This is a genomic window from Oceanobacillus sp. MO10714A, from assembly GCF_037072045.1.
Lineage (GTDB): Bacteria > Bacillota > Bacilli > Bacillales > Amphibacillaceae > Oceanobacillus > Oceanobacillus indicireducens.
The window spans coordinates 1-20,980 of record NZ_JAXHDC010000054.1 but is presented as its reverse complement, the minus strand read 5'-3'; the positions used below and the strand labels follow the sequence as shown (position 1 = coordinate 20,980).

At 38.2% G+C, this 20,980-nt stretch carries 24 protein-coding genes and 3 pseudogenes; 14 read left to right on the top strand and 13 right to left on the bottom strand.

Annotation, left to right across the window (positions count from 1 at the left end):
* The first annotated feature begins 105 nt into the window (after window positions 1-105).
* The 5 genes and pseudogenes from SPD53_RS17465 to SPD53_RS19915 all read left to right on the top strand — a co-directional run bounded on the left by SPD53_RS17465 (window position 106) and on the right by SPD53_RS19915 (window position 3,635).
* Window positions 106-1,242: an IS3 family transposase gene (locus SPD53_RS17465; protein ID WP_442946232.1), complete on the top strand. Its 1,137-nt coding sequence runs from the start codon at window positions 106-108 to the stop codon at window positions 1,240-1,242.
* An 87-nt stretch (window positions 1,243-1,329) separates the two neighbouring features.
* Window positions 1,330-2,337, top strand: coding sequence for a BtrH N-terminal domain-containing protein (locus tag SPD53_RS17460; RefSeq protein WP_336253327.1), 1,008 nt, complete (start codon window positions 1,330-1,332; stop codon window positions 2,335-2,337).
* 610 nt (window positions 2,338-2,947) lie between these two features.
* A complete protein-coding gene (tnpB, locus tag SPD53_RS19925; RefSeq protein ID WP_442946231.1) occupies window positions 2,948-3,142 on the top strand; it encodes an IS66 family insertion sequence element accessory protein TnpB in 195 nt (64 codons plus the stop codon).
* Window positions 3,143-3,410: 268 nt separating this feature from the next.
* Window positions 3,411-3,547: pseudogene (locus SPD53_RS19920) on the top strand (protease); the annotation flags it as partial.
* A complete protein-coding gene (locus SPD53_RS19915; protein WP_442946230.1) occupies window positions 3,537-3,635 on the top strand; it encodes a hypothetical protein in 99 nt (32 codons plus the stop codon). The pseudogene SPD53_RS19920 and the gene SPD53_RS19915, both read left to right, overlap by 11 nt.
* Before the next feature lie 449 nt (window positions 3,636-4,084).
* On the opposite strand, the gene SPD53_RS17455 is transcribed toward SPD53_RS19915, so the two are convergent.
* From SPD53_RS17455 to SPD53_RS17445, 4 genes and pseudogenes are all read right to left on the bottom strand, one after another.
* Window positions 4,085-5,053: an anti-sigma factor gene (locus SPD53_RS17455; protein WP_336253326.1), complete on the bottom strand. Its 969-nt coding sequence runs from the start codon at window positions 5,051-5,053 to the stop codon at window positions 4,085-4,087.
* A gap of 5 nt (window positions 5,054-5,058) precedes the next feature.
* A complete protein-coding gene (locus SPD53_RS19910) occupies window positions 5,059-5,322 on the bottom strand; it encodes a sigma factor-like helix-turn-helix DNA-binding protein (RefSeq protein WP_442946229.1) in 264 nt (87 codons plus the stop codon).
* A complete protein-coding gene (locus tag SPD53_RS17450) occupies window positions 5,319-5,540 on the bottom strand; it encodes a sigma-70 family RNA polymerase sigma factor (RefSeq protein ID WP_336253325.1) in 222 nt (73 codons plus the stop codon). Before SPD53_RS17450 ends, SPD53_RS19910 begins: the two co-directional genes overlap by 4 nt.
* A 183-nt stretch (window positions 5,541-5,723) precedes the next feature.
* Window positions 5,724-6,249 (bottom strand): annotated as a pseudogene (locus SPD53_RS17445) (GNAT family N-acetyltransferase).
* Window positions 6,250-6,584: 335 nt separating this feature from the next.
* Here SPD53_RS17445 and SPD53_RS17440 point away from each other — a divergent pair.
* Window positions 6,585-7,385, top strand: coding sequence for a DUF4097 family beta strand repeat-containing protein (locus tag SPD53_RS17440; RefSeq protein WP_336253324.1), 801 nt, complete (start codon window positions 6,585-6,587; stop codon window positions 7,383-7,385).
* Window positions 7,386-7,459: 74 nt separating this feature from the next.
* Here SPD53_RS17440 and SPD53_RS17435 read toward each other — a convergent pair whose 3' ends face one another.
* Window positions 7,460-7,645, bottom strand: a complete 186-nt coding sequence (locus SPD53_RS17435) for a hypothetical protein (RefSeq protein WP_156856110.1) — start codon at window positions 7,643-7,645, stop codon at window positions 7,460-7,462.
* A gap of 143 nt (window positions 7,646-7,788) precedes the next feature.
* On the opposite strand from SPD53_RS17435, the gene SPD53_RS17430 reads away from it, so the two are divergent.
* From SPD53_RS17430 to SPD53_RS17400, 7 genes and pseudogenes are all read left to right on the top strand, one after another.
* Window positions 7,789-8,724: an SDR family oxidoreductase gene (locus tag SPD53_RS17430; protein WP_336253323.1), complete on the top strand. Its 936-nt coding sequence runs from the start codon at window positions 7,789-7,791 to the stop codon at window positions 8,722-8,724.
* Between the two features lie 526 nt (window positions 8,725-9,250).
* Entirely contained in the window at window positions 9,251-9,508 is a 258-nt protein-coding gene (locus tag SPD53_RS17425) for a hypothetical protein (RefSeq protein ID WP_156856108.1), read from the top strand.
* 24 nt (window positions 9,509-9,532) lie between these two features.
* Window positions 9,533-9,907 (top strand): hypothetical protein, encoded by a 375-nt coding sequence (locus SPD53_RS17420; RefSeq protein ID WP_229782612.1) that lies wholly within the window; start codon window positions 9,533-9,535, stop codon window positions 9,905-9,907.
* Window positions 9,908-9,944: 37 nt separating this feature from the next.
* Window positions 9,945-10,358 (top strand): DUF3139 domain-containing protein, encoded by a 414-nt coding sequence (locus SPD53_RS17415; RefSeq protein WP_188856635.1) that lies wholly within the window; start codon window positions 9,945-9,947, stop codon window positions 10,356-10,358.
* A gap of 141 nt (window positions 10,359-10,499) precedes the next feature.
* Window positions 10,500-11,039 carry a DUF1572 family protein gene (locus SPD53_RS17410; protein WP_156856126.1) on the top strand — a complete coding sequence of 180 codons (540 nt, stop codon included), beginning with the start codon at window positions 10,500-10,502 and terminating at the stop codon, window positions 11,037-11,039.
* A gap of 112 nt (window positions 11,040-11,151) precedes the next feature.
* Window positions 11,152-11,528, top strand: a pseudogene (locus SPD53_RS17405) (VOC family protein).
* Window positions 11,529-11,615: 87 nt separating this feature from the next.
* Window positions 11,616-12,332, top strand: coding sequence for a dihydropteridine reductase (locus SPD53_RS17400; RefSeq protein WP_188856634.1), 717 nt, complete (start codon window positions 11,616-11,618; stop codon window positions 12,330-12,332).
* A 265-nt stretch (window positions 12,333-12,597) separates the two neighbouring features.
* On the opposite strand, the gene SPD53_RS17395 is transcribed toward SPD53_RS17400, so the two are convergent.
* From SPD53_RS17395 to SPD53_RS17380, 4 genes are all read right to left on the bottom strand, one after another.
* Window positions 12,598-14,577 carry an acetoacetate--CoA ligase gene (locus tag SPD53_RS17395; RefSeq protein ID WP_336253322.1) on the bottom strand — a complete coding sequence of 660 codons (1,980 nt, stop codon included), beginning with the start codon at window positions 14,575-14,577 and terminating at the stop codon, window positions 12,598-12,600.
* A gap of 118 nt (window positions 14,578-14,695) precedes the next feature.
* A complete protein-coding gene (locus SPD53_RS17390) occupies window positions 14,696-15,553 on the bottom strand; it encodes an aminoglycoside phosphotransferase family protein (RefSeq protein WP_336253321.1) in 858 nt (285 codons plus the stop codon).
* A 28-nt stretch (window positions 15,554-15,581) separates the two neighbouring features.
* Window positions 15,582-16,403, bottom strand: coding sequence for a TIM barrel protein (locus SPD53_RS17385; protein ID WP_336253320.1), 822 nt, complete (start codon window positions 16,401-16,403; stop codon window positions 15,582-15,584).
* 51 nt (window positions 16,404-16,454) lie between these two features.
* Window positions 16,455-17,276, bottom strand: coding sequence for a polysaccharide deacetylase family protein (locus SPD53_RS17380; protein WP_336253319.1), 822 nt, complete (start codon window positions 17,274-17,276; stop codon window positions 16,455-16,457).
* 108 nt (window positions 17,277-17,384) lie between these two features.
* On the opposite strand from SPD53_RS17380, the gene SPD53_RS17375 reads away from it, so the two are divergent.
* The gene (locus tag SPD53_RS17375; RefSeq protein WP_336253318.1) at window positions 17,385-17,699 is read left to right on the top strand and encodes a CHY zinc finger protein; all 315 of its coding nucleotides are present in this window, start codon (window positions 17,385-17,387) and stop codon (window positions 17,697-17,699) included.
* A gap of 261 nt (window positions 17,700-17,960) precedes the next feature.
* Here SPD53_RS17375 and SPD53_RS17370 read toward each other — a convergent pair whose 3' ends face one another.
* The 4 genes from SPD53_RS17370 to SPD53_RS17355 form a co-directional block, all read right to left on the bottom strand.
* Entirely contained in the window at window positions 17,961-19,106 is a 1,146-nt protein-coding gene (locus tag SPD53_RS17370; protein WP_336253317.1) for a conserved virulence factor C family protein, read from the bottom strand.
* 350 nt (window positions 19,107-19,456) lie between these two features.
* Window positions 19,457-19,900, bottom strand: coding sequence for a YueI family protein (locus tag SPD53_RS17365; RefSeq protein ID WP_336253316.1), 444 nt, complete (start codon window positions 19,898-19,900; stop codon window positions 19,457-19,459).
* Between the two features lie 138 nt (window positions 19,901-20,038).
* A complete protein-coding gene (locus SPD53_RS17360) occupies window positions 20,039-20,215 on the bottom strand; it encodes a YfhD family protein (RefSeq protein ID WP_156856095.1) in 177 nt (58 codons plus the stop codon).
* A gap of 18 nt (window positions 20,216-20,233) precedes the next feature.
* Window positions 20,234-20,866 (bottom strand): spore coat protein, encoded by a 633-nt coding sequence (locus SPD53_RS17355; protein WP_370459745.1) that lies wholly within the window; start codon window positions 20,864-20,866, stop codon window positions 20,234-20,236.
* Between the last annotated feature and the right edge of the window lie 114 nt (window positions 20,867-20,980).

Below are 20,980 nucleotides of genomic sequence, written 5' to 3'. Positions count from 1 at the left end.
TACTAACATGAATTATAATGGACCCAAGAATCTAGACACGAAAAAAGGAGATGTTAAGGTAGGTATATGAAACGAAAAAGATATACAGCCGAATTTAAATAACAAATCGTGTTAGAAGTCTTGAAGGAAGAAAAATCTATGAGCCAAATTGCATCGGAACACGGGATCCATGTGAACCAGATTTATAAATGGAAGACACAGTTCCTGCAAGATATGCCTCGAATCTTTGAGAAGCAAAACAAAAACTTGGAAAAAATGAAAGCCGAACATGAAGCACAGGTGGAAAACTTGTATGCCGAAGTCGGGAAACTAACCACGCAATTGTCGTGGCTCAAAAAAAATCTGGGATCCACCATGACTAAAAAAGAACGCATGGAATTGGTGGACTGGAACGATGCAGAATTATCTATCTCGGAACAGGCTAAATTGCTTGGAATCAATCGTTCCAGTCTTTACTACAAGCCAGTGCTGCCATCAGCCGAAGAAGTGGCAGTGAAGCACCGTATTGATGAGATTTACACCCAATTTCCGTTCTTCGGTTCACGCAGGATTACCCAATTATTAAACCAGGAAGGAGTGAAAATTAATCGTAAAAGAGTACAGCGTCATATGCGTGAAATGGGCATTCAAGCCATCTATCCCGGTCCAAATTTGAGTAAACGCAATCTGCAGCATCGTATTTATCCTTATCTATTGAAAGGAGTGAATATCAGCCGCCCCAACCAAGTTTGGAGTATTGATATTACGTATATTCGTCTGCATCATAGCTGGATGTATTTAACAGCAATTATAGATTGGAATTCCCGTTATATTATTAGTTGGGAATTGGATCAGACGCTGGAAATGGACTTTGTCCTACAAACTGTCCAACAGGCATTCACGGTGAACACGCCTGAGATATTTAATAGTGATCAAGGCAACCATTTTACAAGTCCGAAATATATTCATCTTTTAAAGGAACATCCATCCATACAAATCAGTATGGACGCCAAAGGACGGGCATTGGACAATATCATGATTGAATGCTTTTGGAGAAGCTTGAAGTATGAGGAAGTCTACTTAAAAGACTATGATATTCCAAGAGAAGCCAGAAGCAATATCAACCATTACATGGATTTTTATAATCATGAACGTCCACACCAATCATTGGATTATCAGACACCAGCTTCAATTTATTTTCATAAAATTGGTGTCTTGACAATGGGGTCCACTTTAAATAGTGTGCAACATAGTATCTTATAAATAATTTTCTTATCTTATTCTAACGCTAAAATAAAAGGGAAGTATGCTTGTTCAAGGACCAAGAAAATAATAAATTGAGGTGTAAAAATGATTTTAAAAAATTACAGATCTATTAGAGGAGTTCATTGTGCTAGTAATGCACTGACTGAAATTCATAATTATTATAATCCAGATAATGAAATTACAGAAAGTATAGTTTTTGGTCTGGGGGAAGGTATCAGTTTTAATTACGCACCTTTAAATCAACAAAGGCCAAGGGTACTCAATTTCAGAAATCCTTTTTTAGAGAATATATTTTTAAACAAGACTAATATTAATTTAAAATGGAGGTATAGCAAAGAATTACCAATAAATAATTTAAAAAAGTATTTAGATCAACAGATACCAATTTTACTTCATACAGATACCCGTTATCTTCCCTTTCTCAATTTTTCAGACCCATCAACACTTGGCAATGTTGGGGCACATACAGTTGTATTGATTGGCTATAATAATGATACATATTATGTGAGCGACTATATATCTAGTGACATTTTGGAAATAAGCAAAGATGAACTGATTATGGCAACATCTCAAACTAAACCGCCTTTTTTTAAAAAAAATCTTTGGATGCCTGTAGGTAGATTTCAAATCAATGATTTAGAAACAAAAATCATTGATTCTATCTTGATGAATAGTCAATATATGTTGAATTATAATCCATATACTGGTATCAATAGTATCAATAAGTTGATGACTGAAATTTTATATTGGCCTAAATTCCCTTACTGGAAAGAGGTGGCTTTTAATGTTTATATGGCCATTGAAAAAGTAGGGTCTGGTGGGGGAGGATTTAGGTATCTTTATGCAGATTTTTTGCAAGAAGTAATGAAGATTCATCCGGAAGTTCAGAATGAAAAGTTTATCTCTGATTTGAGACAAATAGCTAAATCATATAGTAAAATAGCTAAACTATTTTTTCGAGTCTATAGAAAAGGGGATATAGACTTATTAAAGCAAATAAAAATTCAATTGTTTGAGCTTAAAAAGAATGAAAAAAATTTTTGGTTAAGTTTAGAGAAAGTTACAAAAAATAGATTTCATATTTTATCCTAAGCTATTCATACTTTTGAATATAAGTTAGAAATTGAAACTCGATTATAGACTATTTCATTTTTTGGATAAAAATCGATGATAGATAAAGTATGGCAAAGAATAATGCGGACGATTATTAGCGGGCTTGTGGTTATTTTTACCAGCTCGTTTACCAACAAACATAAAACAAGGTATGAATAGAAATTTACAATCTTATTCATGCCTCTTGTTTTATAAAATAAAGGGATTACTTGGTACTATATAACCATAAGCGTCAAACAATTCCACGTTTTCACTGTAATTCATTCATGTGATAATCTTTATAGAAAATGATTTGGAGGTTATGTGATGACACGTACTGAAAAAAGATAGAATGGAAAACGAGAATCGTTGCTTGGAAAGCTAGTGAGTTAAGTACAGCCGCATGATGCCGAGAATAAGGTATTAATTCTTATCAAATGTACAATTGGATTCGAAGCTTGAACGATAACAAAGCTGATCACCCTACTTCAGAAACGCAATGGCTGACTGTCGACAAGAAAGAAGAACCATTAAACTTTCATTCCGGCGATCCCGTACTAATTCATTTTGACTCCATGTCTATCAAAATCCGACAAAGAACTGATAGGGCATTATTATCCGATGTTATGGATGTAATACGGAATCAATCCTAACAAACTCTCATTTTGAACGCGTTTATTTAGCGCGCGGCAGTACAGATCTACGCAAGTCCATTGATGGATTCGCAGTCATTGTGAAAGAGTGTTTCGATCTCGATCCTTTTTCGCCTTACTTATTCGTTTTCTGTAACCAAACGCAAGACTGAAAATACTTCAGTGGGCACACAATGATTTCTGGCTTCATCACCGTCGGCTGGAAAAGGAACATTTCATTGGTCATCGAGCGAAACGGATATGGATCCATCTATGGATATTAGACGGTTTACCATTACATCAGAAACAAGCACACCGTGAAGTAAAAGCACGAATCACCCTATAATATATAGATGAAATACCATAAGCAGTTGTTTTGCTAATTTCTTTCACGTAAATTACAATAACCTTGTAAATAAGTTTAAACTGGAGGTAGTTAATTTGGCTAAGGTAGCATTTATTCAGCAAGTTGCTTTGAGGATTCTGAAATGAAAAACCCATATGAAGCTGTTAAAGAAGCAGGGCACGAAACAGTAATAATTGGTTTGGAAAAAGGTGCACGCTGTGATGGGAAAAGAAGTTGTAGTTAGTGAAAATTTGATTACCTCACGTACACCTAAGGATGAACCTGCTTTTATTCGTGAAATTTTAGCGAAATCATCCTGAACTTTAATATCGCAATTGGAAAACAAAAGACTTAGGTCAAATTAAAATAAGATGGTAATTATATTTTAATAATTGATGGTTCTAAAAAAAGAAAAGATATCTTTCTTCGTAAATTTTTTAACGCATTCCTCCTTATATTTGATTAACCGCATGTTGTTTAAGGTTGATAATTAATTGTTAAACTTATGAGGGAAACAACAATAATGAATATGATCGAAAAAGTATTTAACAAGATTCCCCATAATCCAGATATTCTGCTGTGATTGTTAAATAATCCGATAATTCCTAGCGATATTCCTAATCCTTGCAATAAAAAGTTTACACTAAACATCGTTTGAAATAACAAGTTTATATTTAGTATCAACAAGCTAATTAGACCTACAATGATAGATGAATAGCTTGCTGAATAAAAATATTTATGAGTCGATTTCATTTTATTAATCTCCCATCTATTCTGACTTGTTCCAATTCCAAAATTCTACTTCGCCTATATGAATGCCTCTTATCTCTTTTTGCGCCCCTAGCTTCTGTATTTCTTTTGTCGGTCCTGTAACGGCTACACCATAAAGCTTAATTCCGTTCTGACTAATATAATTCAATCTTTCTTTTGCAGCAATCGATGCCTCGCCCAAAATGCTAGCTGCAATTTTTTCTTGTTCATCCAAATAATTTAATTGCTCCAGAAAGAGATCTTTATTATCTTTTTCAGTGAAAGAAGAATTGCTGGGAGCCGCGTTTTCTTCTGGATATCCTATAGGTGTAACTACAGAACCGTTTTTATCTAACATTTCATCTTCAAATCCTGTATCTACGGCATTCCATACAACTTTTATATCGTAATCCGACAATAAGCTCTCTACTTCTTCTGGAGTGTAATCCTTATCCAGTGATAAAAATGCTTCCGTCACTGTACCCTCAGGAATTTTATTTAAATTATCCCAGCCATTTGTCAATCGGTTAGGGATTTCTTGTTTTGGATATACGAAGGAAAATTCTTTGTCTCTAAGGTTCATGGGATTCTCTTTAACCGTTAAATTTACGGATTCGTTTCGATTGAAACCGAGCGATATATCGGAATCATATTCCCCAGCTTTTAAGGTTTCTGAACCAATTTCTTTATATAACGGTGCTGATAAATGAAGTCCAAAAAATGGAGTGAATTCTAATTCAATTTCGGTATCGCTCACTTGAAGGTTCGGTTGCGTTAATGAATAAATGGTTTCTAAAACAAATATTTCATTATTTGCCCTGTCATCTACCTTGTAATAAATGAGTGTTGACAAGTAACCGAATGGTAGTATCAAAAATATAATTGAAAGCACGAGAAAAATTGTATTCCATCTCGCTTTGCGTTTCGCCGACATTATAATTTTGCTTTGTTTTTCATTGCTAATATGAGAATCGTTTTCCGTTTTCATTTTATTTACTCCTTATAATTTTGTTTGACATGTTTTCGGGCCCTATGGACTAACGTTTTAAAGGTTGATACTTTCACATTCATTATGAAAGCTCCTTCCTCGTAAGTAAGACTTTTAAAGTCTTTAAGAATGATTGCTTTTTTTTGTTTAATAGGGAGCGTGTTTATAATCTTTATAATGTCATCAATGATTGCATTAGTTACGATAATGTCGTCTATGTTGTGTTGGCTTATATCGGCTTCTCGAAAAAAATCGGTTGTCAAAATCACTTTCTTTTTTTTCTAAAGTGATCAATGAAGCAATTTTTGGCAATAGTAAATAACCAAGCTTTTACGTTATCTGGCTGATAAGAGTCCATACCGATATATGCTTTATAAAAAGTATCTTGTAGTATATCTTCGGCAGCATACTTGTCTTTTTCCATTGACAAAATATATCGGTAAATATCATTGGAGTATAATTTGAAAATCTCCTCAATTGAATTCATATGCTTCCTTCTCCCCTTACCTCATAAACGAAATGATTCGCAATACCGTTTCATTTTTTATAAAAAACATAAAAAAATCTCCTTCCTATTACTTTAACAGGAAAGAGACTTTTTGTTTTCAATAATAAATTCATAAATAGTACGATTGTTTTTCATTGCTTCATTAAATCTCCACCTCGTTTTTTAATTTAAATCTGAAAGCAACATTCCATACTTAATGCTATCTGTCCATTCACCTTTATTCCAAAAATCTTGAATAAAATGAGCTTCTTTTCTCATACCAATACGCTCACATAATTTTTGTGATGCCTTATTTCTTGCATCAAGGTTAGCTTGTACACGATGTACACCAAATTCATAAAATAGTTTCTTAACTAAAACTACTCACGGCTTCAGTTGCATAACCCCTTCCAGAAACCTCGTTAGAAAAACAGAAACCAATTTCAACAGTATCTTTAATATCTGTATACCATACAGATAAATCGCCAATTACTTTAATTCGGTTTACTACTGCTAAACTTAACATTGATTCCTTTGTGAGTGAACTATTCCCAAGCTTTTTATTAAATTCTTCCTGTAAATTTTCATGAGTCCACTTATCATGCAAGAGATATTTACATGTATCTTCATTATTATAAATGTTAAATACATCATGTAAGTCATTACTTTTAAATGGTCTAATTGTTAATCTTTCAGTTTTAAATTCCAAAAAACTCACCCTTTCCTTATTCTGCAAAATGACCCGATTACTGAACTATAACTTTTAATAAAGTTTATAATTTCATTATATATTTAAAAGAAGATGTTTTCTCATATATTGAACTAATTATTCTCTAATAATTATAGTATAGATAAAAAAAGTTTGATTAGGTTTTGTAACTATTTAGAATTTGATTTCCATATTGAGAGCTCCACCTCCAATTTGATTGTGCTCCCCGCAATCTCCGTCCCCAGTCGGACAATCTATCAACCGTCAGCATGTTGGGATAATATTCATTTCTAGTAAACTAAGGCTAACAAAATGAAATATACGAGGTGATAGCGATGGCTGATTTTTTCAGTTCGATGGGAGATCCAATTGTTCAAGAAAATATAGTGGAAGTGGAGCGGGTGAAAGAGCTTGCTGTAAATTCTGATGTTACGAGCGTCCATTTTTCAGTTCATGATAAGAAACGAGTTGATATTGTGCTGGAAACGTTTGAAAAAGAAGAAGATCTTGCTGTTCGGCTTATAAATGAAAGATTGGAAATTAATGTGGGGATACCAAGAAAATGGGGGATCTTTCAGATGAAAAAGCGGTTTGGTAAGCTCACGATATATTTACCGGAACAATTTGCCGAACGATACGAGGTGAAATGTTCCATTGGCAATGTGCGAATGGCTGATATGATTTTCAAGCAGCTTGAGATGAAGACGGGTGCAGGAGAAGTTGAGATTTGTGCCATCAGTGCTGAATATCTAATGCTCGAGTCAGGAGCGGGGAATATGAAGTTGCGAGAAATCAATGCAGGTCATTTAGTTGCCACAACCGGAGCGGGAAATATTAAAGGGACTGCATGTCACGGAGAGCTGACGATTCATTCAGGAGCGGGAAATATTGAATTTCATGTGGATGGGGAAGATGATCTCTTGATGAAGTCGGGGGCTGGAAATATTCACGTTCATTTTCCAAATCCTGAACAGTTAAATGCAACAATCGAAGCAACGGCTGGACTTGGTAGTGTGCGGACGGATTTACCTGTAGGGTTTGAGAAATCAGGGGAATTTTCAAGTGTATTGGGAAACGGTGAGAGAGGTTTGAAATTTACCGCGGGGGTTGGCAGTATTAAACTTTCCAAGGTGTGAAGATGTGAGCGAAAAGAACCCACCATTTGATACTGAACTGGGACATCAGAGTCTGACCCCGTGTCCCAGTTTGACTAGATAATAGGGTAATTCTCTTCATATCGTGGATTATAATAATAGGGTGGTCTTGGTCCGATCAAGGGCATGGTAAATGTTTGTGGATTATCATCATATAACAATTGCACTGTTTTATCGGAATGATTGATTAGTAATAACTTTACTTCTGGATTATAGTAATGCAAACGATACCCTCCTTCCATAGGTCACTCTTTCACTTTATTCAACCTAGGTAATGATTGAGCCCGTACAAGAGCGATAATTTTAATATCACGAACAATGACCATGCACTTTAATAGTATCAGCAACATAACCTAGGGCAAATGACTATTTCAGGGAGGTCACTATGTCTCTAGATCAGCAGAAAAACAAAAACACGGACGGACGCGATTATCCAATGTATCCCAATTACGGGAAAATAACGAGATACGAAGAAATCCCGATTACAGTTCCTGAACAGCGGCAGTTACGTCAACCAGGTGTAGAGAAACTGATGGTTCCGCGGCCAATTATCGAAAATCCAAATTATAAAGGCAGCGATAAATTAAAAGGAAAAGTAGCTCTTATCACAGGCGGTGATAGTGGAATGGGGGCAGCAGCCGCTATCGCTTTTGCAAAAGAAGGGGCGAATATTGCGATTGCTTATTTAGATGAGCATGAGGATGCGAATCGGACAAAGAGAAGAATTGAGGAGCTTGGACAAAGTTGTTTATTGCTGCCTGGTGACTTGCGAGAAAAAGAGCAGTGTATCGACATTGTAGAAAAAACGATTCAAAAATGGGGACAGCTTGATATTTTATGTAACCATGTCGGAATTCAATTTCAACAATTGAGCTTGCTTGATATTTCCGATGAACAATTTGATGATACGTTTAAAGTAAATATTTACTCGCATTTCTTCACCACTCGTGCAGCACTTCCTTACTTAAAAGCAGGCAGCTCCATCATTAATACATCCTCTGTTGTGACATACGATGGGAATGATCAATTAATCGATTATACAGCAACGAAGGGAGCTATTATTGGGTTTACCCGTGCGCTTGCAAATAGTTTGATCGATCAGGGGATCCGGGTAAATGCTATTGCGCCAGGACGGATTTGGACGCCACTCATCCCGGCGAGCTTCTCTGCAGATGAAGTGACATTAGCTGGGAACCCGATGCAACGTCAAGGACAGCCCTTTGAAGTTGCACCAACCTTTGTCTATCTCGCATCAGATGATTCACGCTTTGTGACAGGGCAAACACTTCATGTAAATGGTGGGCAATGGATTTCATCTTGAAATAAAAAAAGATACCGCATTAAACAAGAAGCCCTTGACGAGGAGGCTTCTTGTTTTTATAGAGCTTAGATCATAAGAAATTCAACTTTCGCAGTCTGAAACAGTGAGCTATCCTTCCTCTGGTATAATCAGTGCAACTAGTAATTCATTGTAGCTTTGGGCACGATTCCAAGAATCAAGAGAGTAGAGACGTTTTAACTTTTAATTGCTCATTTGAACAAATTCTGAATTCGTTCAGGCGATAAGAGGTGCTCTAATCCCCCGGATGAGCAAGATTAGAATTTGTTCAGGCAATAAGAGATGCTCTAATCCCCCGAATAAACAAAAATCGGGTTTGTCCGGGCATATAGAGATCTTAACCAACATCTGAAACACTTACCTTATTCAATTTCGCGCAGTTAAGCTGTCCGTTTAGCGAATATTATCCAGTGGAAGAGAAAGTGATTTTAAAATAATTATTTTTTCTAAAGTAAATAGGTCATTCAATATAGTTGGGTTATACCATAATTAGGAAGAGAGACGACGCATGCAATTACAGCAAAAGAATTGGAAAAAATATGACCATTGGGGCTGGAAAGAATTCGTATTACTAATGCTAGTTGAATTTGGATTGATACTTGGAGTGGTCAAGCCTTTTATTCAACCAATTGGCGAGTTTGTGAGTTGTCTAAGGTTGAGGGTTGCCACATCTACTAATTTTGACCGAAGAGTGAAACTTTACATTGACGGAAACGTAATAATTAGAAAGGAAGCGTACATCAAGGAAAGTTTATCATCTGAATGAAATAATAAAAAGGAGCTCTTGGTCGTGAAAAAATTTTTAATGGTCTTATTTTTGTTAATTCTAGCTATAGCTGCGATTTTAATCGCGGCGAGACATCCGACGGGCCCTAATACTGTTTCGTATGATGAACCACTTGGTTTGTGGTTGTCCATTGGAATGGCTGTTATTCTTTTTTTACCGGGGCTGATTCTAGCTTTATTCAAAAATCGGACTGCAAACATTATATTTATCGTATTTCAAGCAATTGTAGCAATTGCATTTCTAGGGATGGTACCAATTGGGTTTATTATCCAGAAAAGTATTGGAGTAAGTGTCGTTGCAATTCTAGGTGTGCTAATCAGTATTGCGTGCATTGTAATAACAGCAAGAAGCAGTTTGAAAAGAGAAGTTAAGCTCTAAATATAAACTAGGGAAAAATATACAAGGGGAACTCTTAATGCAAAAGAAACTGATATTTATTAGTCTCATTACCGTTGTCGTGATAATTGCAGCTATTCCAGCTGGTTTTCTTTATGTACTAAATAATGGAAACCCATATACGAAATATATTGCGAATAAGCACGTGCCAGCTTACCTTGGGGAGCAAGGCTATACTGATGGAGAAATCGCTGACGCACATTATGTAGAGCCGAAGCATTTGATTAATAGAGATTTTTATCACGGGCATTATATGGTTGTTTTCAAGGATGAACGAGATATAACTTATTATTATGGGGTAACGAAAAAGGGGAAAGAGGTAAAGCAGTTTTGCGAGAAAGATATTCTTCTTCCAAATGGTGTTACTGATATTTTTGAAGAAGCTACGAAATATAGTGAAAAAGAATGCCACCATTCACTTGATAATAGATAAGGATAGAACATATTTCACATGCCAAGTTAATTGAAATAGAGAATTGTGGTATTAGACTAGTGAGGAAAACCAGATGTTATGAATAAACTAGCTTCTGGATTCTTTGAACTAATTTACGAAACAATGGAAGGGGAGAATCAGTTGGAACTTGGAAAGGAATATTTGAAAATCGTAATTGATAGGTTTCAAAGCGTAAAAATCCTAGGGGACAAAACGATAAATCAGTTATCAGAACAGGAATTACATTGGAGTTATAATAGCGAGTCGAATAGCATTGCTGTTATTGTTAAGCATGTAAGTGGAAATATGGTTTCAAGATGGAGCGACTTTCTAACGACAGACGGTGAAAAAGCTGACAGAAACCGTGAGCAAGAATTCATAGATGACATTTCGGGGAAATCAGACATCATTACTTACTGGGAAAAGGGCTGGAAAGTTTTATTCGATACCCTTCATGGCTTAGACGAGTTGGATTTAATGAAAAATATATCTATTCGGGGAGAAAATCATTTGGTTATGGAAGCGATCGAAAGACAAGTAGCACATTATGCATATCATGTTGGCCAAATTGTCTATATCGGTAAGCAATTGAAAGGGGAAAACTGGAAAAGTTTAAGCATTCCTAGAGGAAAGTCAGAGGAATATTTAAAGGAAATGCTTAAAAAGCAAAAAAGAAGTTAGCCTCTATAACTTTTAATTATCTCTTTATATAATAATTATATATTTTATTTATTTACCAATTTTTAGTAAAGTTAAACTAGCGGTTGATAATGAAAAATACGGAGGAATTCACATGATTATTGGTCTGCATCATGTTCAAATTAGGGCATGGAAACGGAAGCGAAAAAATTTTATTGCAATGTCTTAGGATTACCTGAAATTGAAAAGCCGGAATCTCTGCAAGGGCGCGGGGGATTTTGGCTAAAAGTAGGGGACAAAGAGATACATGTTGGAACAGAAGAGGACTTCGATCGAACAAAAACAAAAGCTCATGTAGCTTACCAAGTGAAGGATATCACATATTGGAGAAGGGTTTTAGAAGAGAATGGTGTCGAAATTATAGAATCCATACCAATCCCCAATTATGAGCGGTTTGAATTTAGAGATCCTTTCGGTAATAGGGTGGAGATGCTGCAGGAAATTTCGCATGAAGGAGAGTTAAATTATTGAAGAATCCATCCATTTAATTGAGAATTGTTATCATTTAGTGTATATTAAATGGTAACAATCCAGATTATGGAGTGAGGAGAATAAGTCATGCAAATATATTGGACTAAAATAAATAATATTATAGAAGAAACACCAGAGGTTAAAACCTACCATGTCGATTGCCCGGAAGGTCTAACATGGGAAGAAGGAGCCCATATTCACTTGGCACTGGAAGGATTTAATGCGGGAGATAAGCCAAACCGCAGTTTAATTCGCCACATGTCCATATCCACTTTACCTCATGAAGCTTCTATCGGTATTACTACACGCATTAGAGAGCAGTGTTCGGAGTTTAAAGCGAATTTAAGAGCGCTTGAAGTCGGCGATGAAGTTGCCATTTTTAAAATCCATTCGAATGTACCGCTAAAAAGAGAAGACAAAAATGTTTACCTGTTGTCATCAGGTGTCGGGTTGGCAACTTTCAGACCGCTTGTACTTGATTATTTCGACCGTTCTGACAACGTTAAACAAATCCATTCCTTAAACATCGATTCATCAAGAAATTTCCTATTCCCAGATATTTTTGCATCCGCCCCTGACAAGAAGTTCACATCACAGTTTGTCGATAACCGTGAAGATTACTATGGAGAGGTGAAAAATCTTGCTGAAGATAGGGATGGCCTTTTCTATGTTGTTGGCAGTGACGAATTCCTCAAGCAGAACATTGCAGTATTGCAAGAGCGGGGCATCAAGCCAGAACAGATTATGCTCGACAAACGTGAACAACAATTGCCTGAGTTTTTATCACGTATTAACGGTCTGTAATTCCCCCGCCTCTATACATGGAAGGAAGCCCAAGATGTGAAGATTGGGGATATACAGTCCGTAAATACCTGATTCTGTTCAACTAACATTCAGTGGGGAGGTAAGGAATTCCCCACTGAATGAAGTTTCACTTTATCAGTTGATTTGCCAGTTTAGGAAGTTCATTCATTCACTATGCGTGAGTTCCCTTGGCTAGGATAGTTGGTGATTAGCATTAAAAAACAGGGCTTGGGGATTTTATCTCCAAGTCCTGTTTCCAGCTCTATTACAATTCTTTCGCAAACTCCAAAAAGTAATCCAGCGCTTGCTGATTGCCTAGCGAACCTTTATTTACAACGCTTTCCACTGGTTGACCCATCAGAATCTTCTTTACAGGTACTTCTAGCTTTTTACCATTTAATGTTTTCGGCAAGTCTGGTGCTGCATAGATACCTGTTGGAACATGACGCGGTGAGCAATAATCCCGAATCTGTTTCTTAATACTTGTCTTTAACTCATCCGTGAGCTCGTATCCTTCTTTTAAGACGATAAATAATGGGGTATGGGAATCCCCGGAAGGTGACGGGATATCGACGATTAAGCTGTCTTCAATTTCTGGGATCTTATCAACAGCACGATAAATTTCACTCGTACCAATCCGGATGCCCCCCCGATTGATTGTTGCATCCGAGCGTCCATAAATGACACAAGTTCCCCGGTCTGTCACTTTGATATAATCTCCGTGACTCCAGATTCCATCATACAAGTCAAAATAACTTTCATAGAGACGCGTTCCATCTGTATCATCCCAGAAAAAAATAGGCATCGCTGGGAAAGGTTCGGTTAGCACAAGTTCCCCGACTTCATCAATATGGGCATGGCCAGCTTCATCAAAACTTTCCACTTTTGCACCGAGACCACGGCATTGCAATTCCCCGGCATAGACTGGTAAAACAGGTGCTCCAATAACGAAGGCTGTACAAACATCGGTGCCGCCACTGACGGAAGCAATCCAGAGATCCTCTTTCACGTTATCATAGGACCATTTGAAACCTTCAGGCGGAAGAGGGGAGCCAGTCGAGCTAATATTCTGTAATGCGCTTAGGTCAAATTTCTCTTTCGGCTTAAGATCTTCTTTCATGCATGCTGTGATGTAGCTTGCACTTGTTCCGAAGAGGTTCATATTCGTATCTTGTGCAAGCTTCCAAAGCGTATCGGTGGATGGATATGCAGGATTTCCGTCATAAAGTATGATCGTTGTTCCCGTCAGCAAGCCGCCGATTAGGAAATTCCACATCATCCAGCCTGTTGTTGTGAACCAGAAGAAGCGATCATCCTCACCTAAGTCACAATGGAAGGTGAGCGCCTTCAAATGTTCGATTAACATACCGCCTTGACTATGTACGATTGGTTTGGGCTTTCCAGTCGTGCCGGAAGAGAATAAGATCCAAAGCGGTTCATTGAATTCGACGTGTTCAAACGTTAAGCCTTTTGTTTCTGTATTTTCTGTAGCCTTTTCCCAGCTAATTGGTTTTTTCAGCTTGCTAAAGTCAGCATCGGTTTGTAAATAAGGTATCGTGATGGTTGCTTCAAGAGAAGGGATTTCCGATTGAATCGATTGGACAGTCTCCAGTCGGTCGAACTCTTTCCCGCCATAACGGTAGCCATCTACGGTGAACATAACTTTTGGTTCGATTTGTTTAAAGCGGTCAATGACACTTTGCGTTCCGAAGTCAGGTGACGCGCTGGACCAGATTGCTCCTAAGCTTGCGGTTGCAAGGAAGGCGACAACGGTTTCATAGTTATTGGCGCTGTAGCTAACGACTCGATCCCCTTTTTGCACACCGAGTTTCTTCAATGTTTGTTGGATGGCTAAGGTGTCCTCGTACAACTTCCCCCAGCTCACTTCTCTAAGTTCAGGTCGTACTTCGGATGTATGGATAATTGCCGTTTTCTCTGAATCTCTATTTCTAAAAACATGTTCCGTATAATTGATTTTAGCACCTTCAAACCATTTCGCACCGGGCATTTTCCGTACAGAGAGGACGGATCGATAAGGGGTGCTTGATTCGATATCAAAGTATTCCCACATCGCTTCCCAGAATGCTTCCAGTTCGGTTACGGACCAATCCCATAGTTTGTCATAGCTATCAAATGAAAGGTTGCGATTTTGTTGCAGCCAGACCATGAAGTGGTTCAGATTGCTGTTTTCTTTTCTCTCTTGTGTTGGTTCCCATAATAATGTGCCTTCTTGAATGCGCTCCATCTGACGACCTCCTTATAGTTGTGTGAATTACTATCATTATATGAAAACGCTTGCTGTGTGTAAAGGAAACCTTCTATATAGGATAGGAAGAGGATGATTGCCCCTTAAACACAATCTGTCACCCGAGAAGTTGATTTAAGGCAGTAATATTTTCCATTAAAAACCTTTTGTTTTTTTCCAATCCTCGTCGTTTGCACCAGCCGATACTGTTAAAAGCATCGGTGAAGCGATAAAATGGCAGTACGATTTCTAAATTAACTAAGGGCCTTACACTGTTATATCCATTTGTATATGCTTGCAATAATTTTTCATCATAGCTTAAATAATCCCGGTACAATTTAGTAAAATCCACTTCTGTAGCTCCAAATCTCACACTTTCAAAATCGATTATTCCAGAAACGTTTCCATTATTAATTATTATATTTGCCGGTCGAAAATCCATATGAATAAAACTTGGGCCATCGGGTTTCGGCAGCTGATTTTTCATGAACTCAAATTTGTTTAGAGCCTTTTTAAATAAATGATCATCTATTATTTCTTTTACATCCTCTGCAAAACTGTAAAATTGTTTTTCAATAAACAAGGGCCAATTAGCAAATTCGTTTTGAACCGTATGTAATGGATGTGGTGGCTCGATGCCATGCATGGATGCATGTACAACACCAACTTGATAGGCTGTTGCTTGGGAATCGTTTTCCGACAGGGGCTGTCCCTTTAATGCAGATAACAAAAGAGCGCCCGGTATTTCCTCATCACCGGACCAAGAATCCAATAATTCCGGGATGGGGATGATTCCTTTTAAAATGTGATAAGCTTCCAGTTCCCTTTGGAATTTTAAGTTGGAATAAGGAATCTTTAAGAAAACATACTCATTATTTGATAATTGACATCGATAGACAGTAGAACTGTGTGAATCATCTACCTCATGAATCGTATCTAATTGTAAGTCAAATTGTTGAATGATACGCTGTAACATAATATTTCCCTCGCTCCCTATGTTCAGATTAGTTATTGATTAACTTCTTAACCCACTGAATACCCTCCTCGACAAAAGCTTTGGTAGGCTTGGAATGTGGGGTATGCTCGAAAACAAAAAATACATCGGGACTTTTAGCTAGCTGTTTGATTAGTTCTTTTACTTGAAAATGGGAATGGTCAGCTTCGTATGACGGGTGGACTGGTATCCATATATACTTCTCGCCACGGAACTCCACGTGATGTAAGTGAACGACTTTAATATGATCCCGCCATTTCTTCACATAGTTTAAAGCAGCGCTGCCGGTAGCGAGTAAGTAATCGCCAACGTCAATACATAGTCTAATCCCATATTTGTTCCAAGTCTCGAGAGGGAACCGGTCCAATGCTTGAATGCCAAAGGGAGAGCGGTTATGGCCCAGTTTCGGTTCACAGACGATCGGAATGGCATACCTTTCCTGAAGCTGATGAAATTTTTTCAGTCCGCTTTCAATAATATCTACTGTATCTGTATCCTTTTCTTCTTTAAAATATGGGAAGTGGACTAAAATATACGCTGCACCTAATCGGGCCATAGCCTCAACCTCAGATTCAAACTGTTCCCAAGCTTCCTCTGGTTCAAATTGCACCTTCTCCACTAGATCGTATTTACTCATGTGTCTAAGTAATGGTGAGTGGATACCATATGTTATGTTTTCTTGTCTCTTAAAATGTAAGAATTGGTGGAAAGCTGCTTCATCTGGAAATTCCCCGATTTCAATATGGTTGATCATTTCATAGGTGAACAAGTCTCGTAGCTTGCTGGGGTCGGATAAAATCACACTTCCGGAAAGTCCGATGGAATGGGCCATATCGCAAATACCTCCTTTTAGGGATTAAATACACCAAAGAAATCTTAAAAATCACTCTAACTTCTGATCAGCCAATAGTACAAATTCAAATCCTGCTGCTTGTAAAAGAGGAACTGCGGTACGCACACCCTCGGCTGTTCCGCTATTTGGCTGGTTCATATGCAACAACGCAATCGATCCTGCCTCAGCATCAAGTAAAGCATGTTCCACTTCCGCAGCAGAATACGTCGCGCCCGCATCTCCTAAAATATCAAAATTTACAATTTCATATCCTAAGTCGTTGGCAAGTTCCACAGCAATCTCATCATAAATGGCTGTTCCGGAGCGGAAGAGATTCATGTCACGTCCGGTTAACTCCTTTATGGTATCGTGATTGCCCATGATTTCAGCAAAAACCTCTTCCGCTGAATTCGTGCCCGGAATTCCCCAGGCCTCAGCCCCATCAACAGAAAGAGGAGCGTGGGTCGTTCCGTGGTTTTCGATTTGGAAAAGCGGATCATTTGCGAGCTCCAGGAAAGTCTCTTCGTTGTCTGAGATCCAGCGTTTATTTACAAATAACGTAGCGGGAATTTCATCGTCACGTAGAAATGTAATCAATGCTTCGTCATAACCGTTGCCGAAGTCGCCACCGCATGCGTCAAACGTCAGAGCAATTTCTTTTTTATCTGTAACGAATCGCGTTTTCACTCCTATGACATTTTCTCCCCATTCGTTAGGCTCGCGCTCATACGCTGTTAAATCAATCTCTGACTCTAGTTGTTCTTTAAATTTCACGTTTTGCACGATCCCTGCCACTTTTTTAGGTTCAGAAATGGTAGGTTCATTGCAACCCACGAGAAAAATTAAGCTTATAAGTAATATGATATATCTCATTCCATTAACCTCATATCTTCGTTTTTTATTTTGACAAAATTGAGGGAGTTCATTATGTTTTATCTAAAGTATAATTAACGTCTATCAGTATAACAAGGAGAGGATCGAATGAAAAAAGTATACGGTTTTACAGTGGACGATGAAACACGTTGTACTCACTATCAAACGAAAAAAGACATTATCGCTATCAAATTCAAGTGCTGCGATAAATACTATCCTTGCTACAAATGCCATGCAGAAGCGGAAGATCACAAGCCGATATTATGGGAAAGGGCGGAATACGATGAAAAAGCTGTGCTATGCGGTGTCTGTTGTAAGGAGCATACGATTGATGAATATTTGCAGACAGATCGTTGCTTAAAGTGCAACTCCTTATTTAATGAAGCTTGCGAATACCATTATCACTTGTATTGGAAACGGTAGTAAAGTAAATGCTAGTTTTTAATATCGGACAAAGGAGGTTGAACAATGGCTATAAGTAATGAAGAATTATATACTAACTATTGATAACCGTGGCGGTATATATAAATAATTTGAAGAATGTTAATGAAGAATGAGTACTTTTTCAAGGACTACTTTATATTGTGACACTAGTTTCATGAAGGTTACTAACACTATATTACTTTTCCAATCAAAAAACTCCTAAAGCCTCCTCATACCTCTTACCAGCTTTAGGAGTTCATTTTAATCTTTTTTCGAAACAGCCTGTGTCATCTGATGCCACACCGATCCCTTCGCTTCCTCGCCGCCTTTAATTCGCTCCAAGGCGAGTTGCACTTGCATGCGTACTTCAAATTCTGGATCATTGACCTTTGCTTCAAGGGCAGGAATGGCACGTTCGTCCCCGACTTCATAAAGGAACATGGCACCTCTCCAGCGAACGATCTGACTTTTATCATCCAATGTTTTAATCATTTCTGGGATTGCTTCTGTAAACCCAAGGTCGGATAGACAATCTCCTGCTGTTCGCCTTACGTTCACTGCCTTGTCTTTTAGTGCTTTATACAGTGATGGCAGCACTTCCGGTTCTTCAATCATGCCGAGGTAAGCAGTTGCGAGTCTCCGGACAGATGCCTTTGCATCATCCAACGCTTTATCTAACAGCGGAAGATGCTTAAGCGTTGGTTCAATAATTTTATCGAGTGCTGCATAACGCACTTTCCAATCGGGATCATCCAGTACCTCTAATGGTATGTTATCATCTGAGTCACGTTCCAGTTCCGAAGCGTCGCGATCCTCAATAGCAAGTTCAACAAGCTGATTGAGCTTTTCCTTATCATGGGTAGCAATCAGTTCTTCCACTACTTCTTTACCAATTTCATCACTTTTTCCGTAACGGGGATCCTGTTCAACCCATTTACGTTCGAAAATGAAATTTTCCGACGCCGCAGTTGCTTTCATGATTGCTTCTTGGAATTCTTCCGGAAGGCCGAAACGTTTCTCATCATCGCCTTCTTCTAGCTTTACTTGGATTGGAATACCACGGAAAAATTGGACGAACACGTTTATTTCCCCGAAATCTTGTGTCGGTTCGCTTGCATCTTCCATATGTAAGTCCTCGACAGTTTCTTCCGACCCAAACACTTCACGCACTTGAGGAAGGAGTTCTTCCCAAGGAACTTTCGGAGCTCGTGCTAGTGCAATGAAATCAACGACACGATAAATATTTTTAACACCTCCAATTTGAAAGAGCTCTTTCACATATTCAGGAGCATTTGTTAAGTCATCACCAGCTTTATAATTATAATTTTCACCAGCTGGAAGTTCCTCACTCACATTGATTTTCATGGAGTGGGGGCTTGGCGTCGGTTCAATTGAAGTAATTCTCACCGTAAAAAACCTCCTAAGACTTCTCGTTGTATAAGAAACTATAAAATAAAAATGCTATGGCAACTTAGGTATCTAGGGCTAGCCGCGTCCGGCTCAGCGCCCAGCAACTATCAAACTTCACACTCCTCCAATCGATAAGTCAACATCAACTCAAAGAGAAAAGGAAGGCCGACTAAGAACGGGCCAAGGTCCAACATCGGCATACCCCTAAAGGGGCATGTTTCCTTTATCTCATTCCGGTAAAAGGGAAGTTTGTACGTTGCTACGACGCACAGGATGTGCTAGTACAGGCGTTGCGACAGGACGTCGCGTACTTAGCCTGTAAGGGCGCTTACGCCTTTGCTTCTCGTTTACCGGAACCAGTTTTTAATTTTTGAACGCAGGGTTTCTTCTTTTTTCTCTTCCTCATTTTCTTCTTCTGGTTCTTCTTCTTTTATGAAGATTTCTTCTTTATCAATGGCGTAATCATACGTTAAAACAGCGCCAATATCGGTAGAATTTTCTTCGTTGGTGATTGTAGTATAAGGGATGTTGTACTTTGTGGCGAGTGCTTTTTCCTCTGTTAGAAATCGGTAGGCAACATGTCCATTCATAATGAGCCTAGTACCGGGATGTTGCTGCATCGCCTCTTCTAATTTTTCGAGTCCGGAGTCACTCATGACTTGACCGATTGTAAGGGCAATGACAACCCGTTCGCGCAAGGTACCGAGAAACCGGATTCTTTCATCTTCTTTTGGAAGACGGATACCGTGTATCCCTTCTGTTATATAGTCATCTACATTTTTTTTGCTCATTGTTAATCATCCTTTAGAAGATGTTTTCTTACTTTAAATGTACGTGAATCATGACTAAAAATCAACTAAAGGCAGTTCTACCTGCGATCTTTTCCAAATGAAAAATCAGGTCTCCACCATGTGAAGACCTGAAGTTTGTCATTTATTCTTAATTCTTCGGATGGCTGCTCGATCCCTTGCTTGAGCTTCCCAGTCGTCCGCGTCGGCAAACTCATCGGAAAATTCGACATCCATTCCGTCGCTATATTTTAATTGGTGCTTCGGTGTTTGACCTAATGCAGCATTCTTCCTTCTCTTGTGTTCATCTCTACCCATGATAAGTCTCCTTTACGTTTAATGAGGCATTTGTCCTTGAACTTTACCAAAGCTGTTTATATAATTTTGCATGTCTTCTTGTTTCAGTTGTGGTACCTGATAATATTTATTTTTGTTTTGGTAAAGGAAAATTTCGTATGCCATTTCAATGAGGTTCGGGATACTGTCAGCAAATACACGGCGCAGGACTGGATTTGTTGCTTCCAGTGCTGTCGTTGTGAAGTGGGACGCACAGCCCTTTAAATGTCCCATCATAAAACTGGAGTAACAAGCGTCATTGATTTCATTCATCGATTGGGCAGGAGTCTTCGGTTGGCTTGGTTCCATGCCATAGGTTGTATCATTTCCATATGGCATATTATACGTTTGTGTTTTTACAGCTGGCTCCTGACCGGTTTGCAGGGCATCTATAATCGTATTGTACATTTGAGTCAAATACGATTTCTGTCTGGAAAGAAGTTGCTTTAATTCTGGGTCTTGAATATGCTGTTCGTATATAACAGAATGTTCAAGCGCGCCGACTAAGCCATCAATCGCCTCATGAGAATCAAAAAGCTCATGTCCTCCATGACTTACTTGGGCCGGCATTTGGGATGATTCGTTAAAATTTTGATTTTGTTGTTGATTGAACAATTGGATGACCTCCTTCATATGATCGGTATTATTTTCTTCTGATTGAGGAATGTTATGCATGATAAATTTTATCCAAGCGATTTGTGTTCGATTTTTCACGGGAATCATTTGTAATTCCCCCGCCTAAAAAAG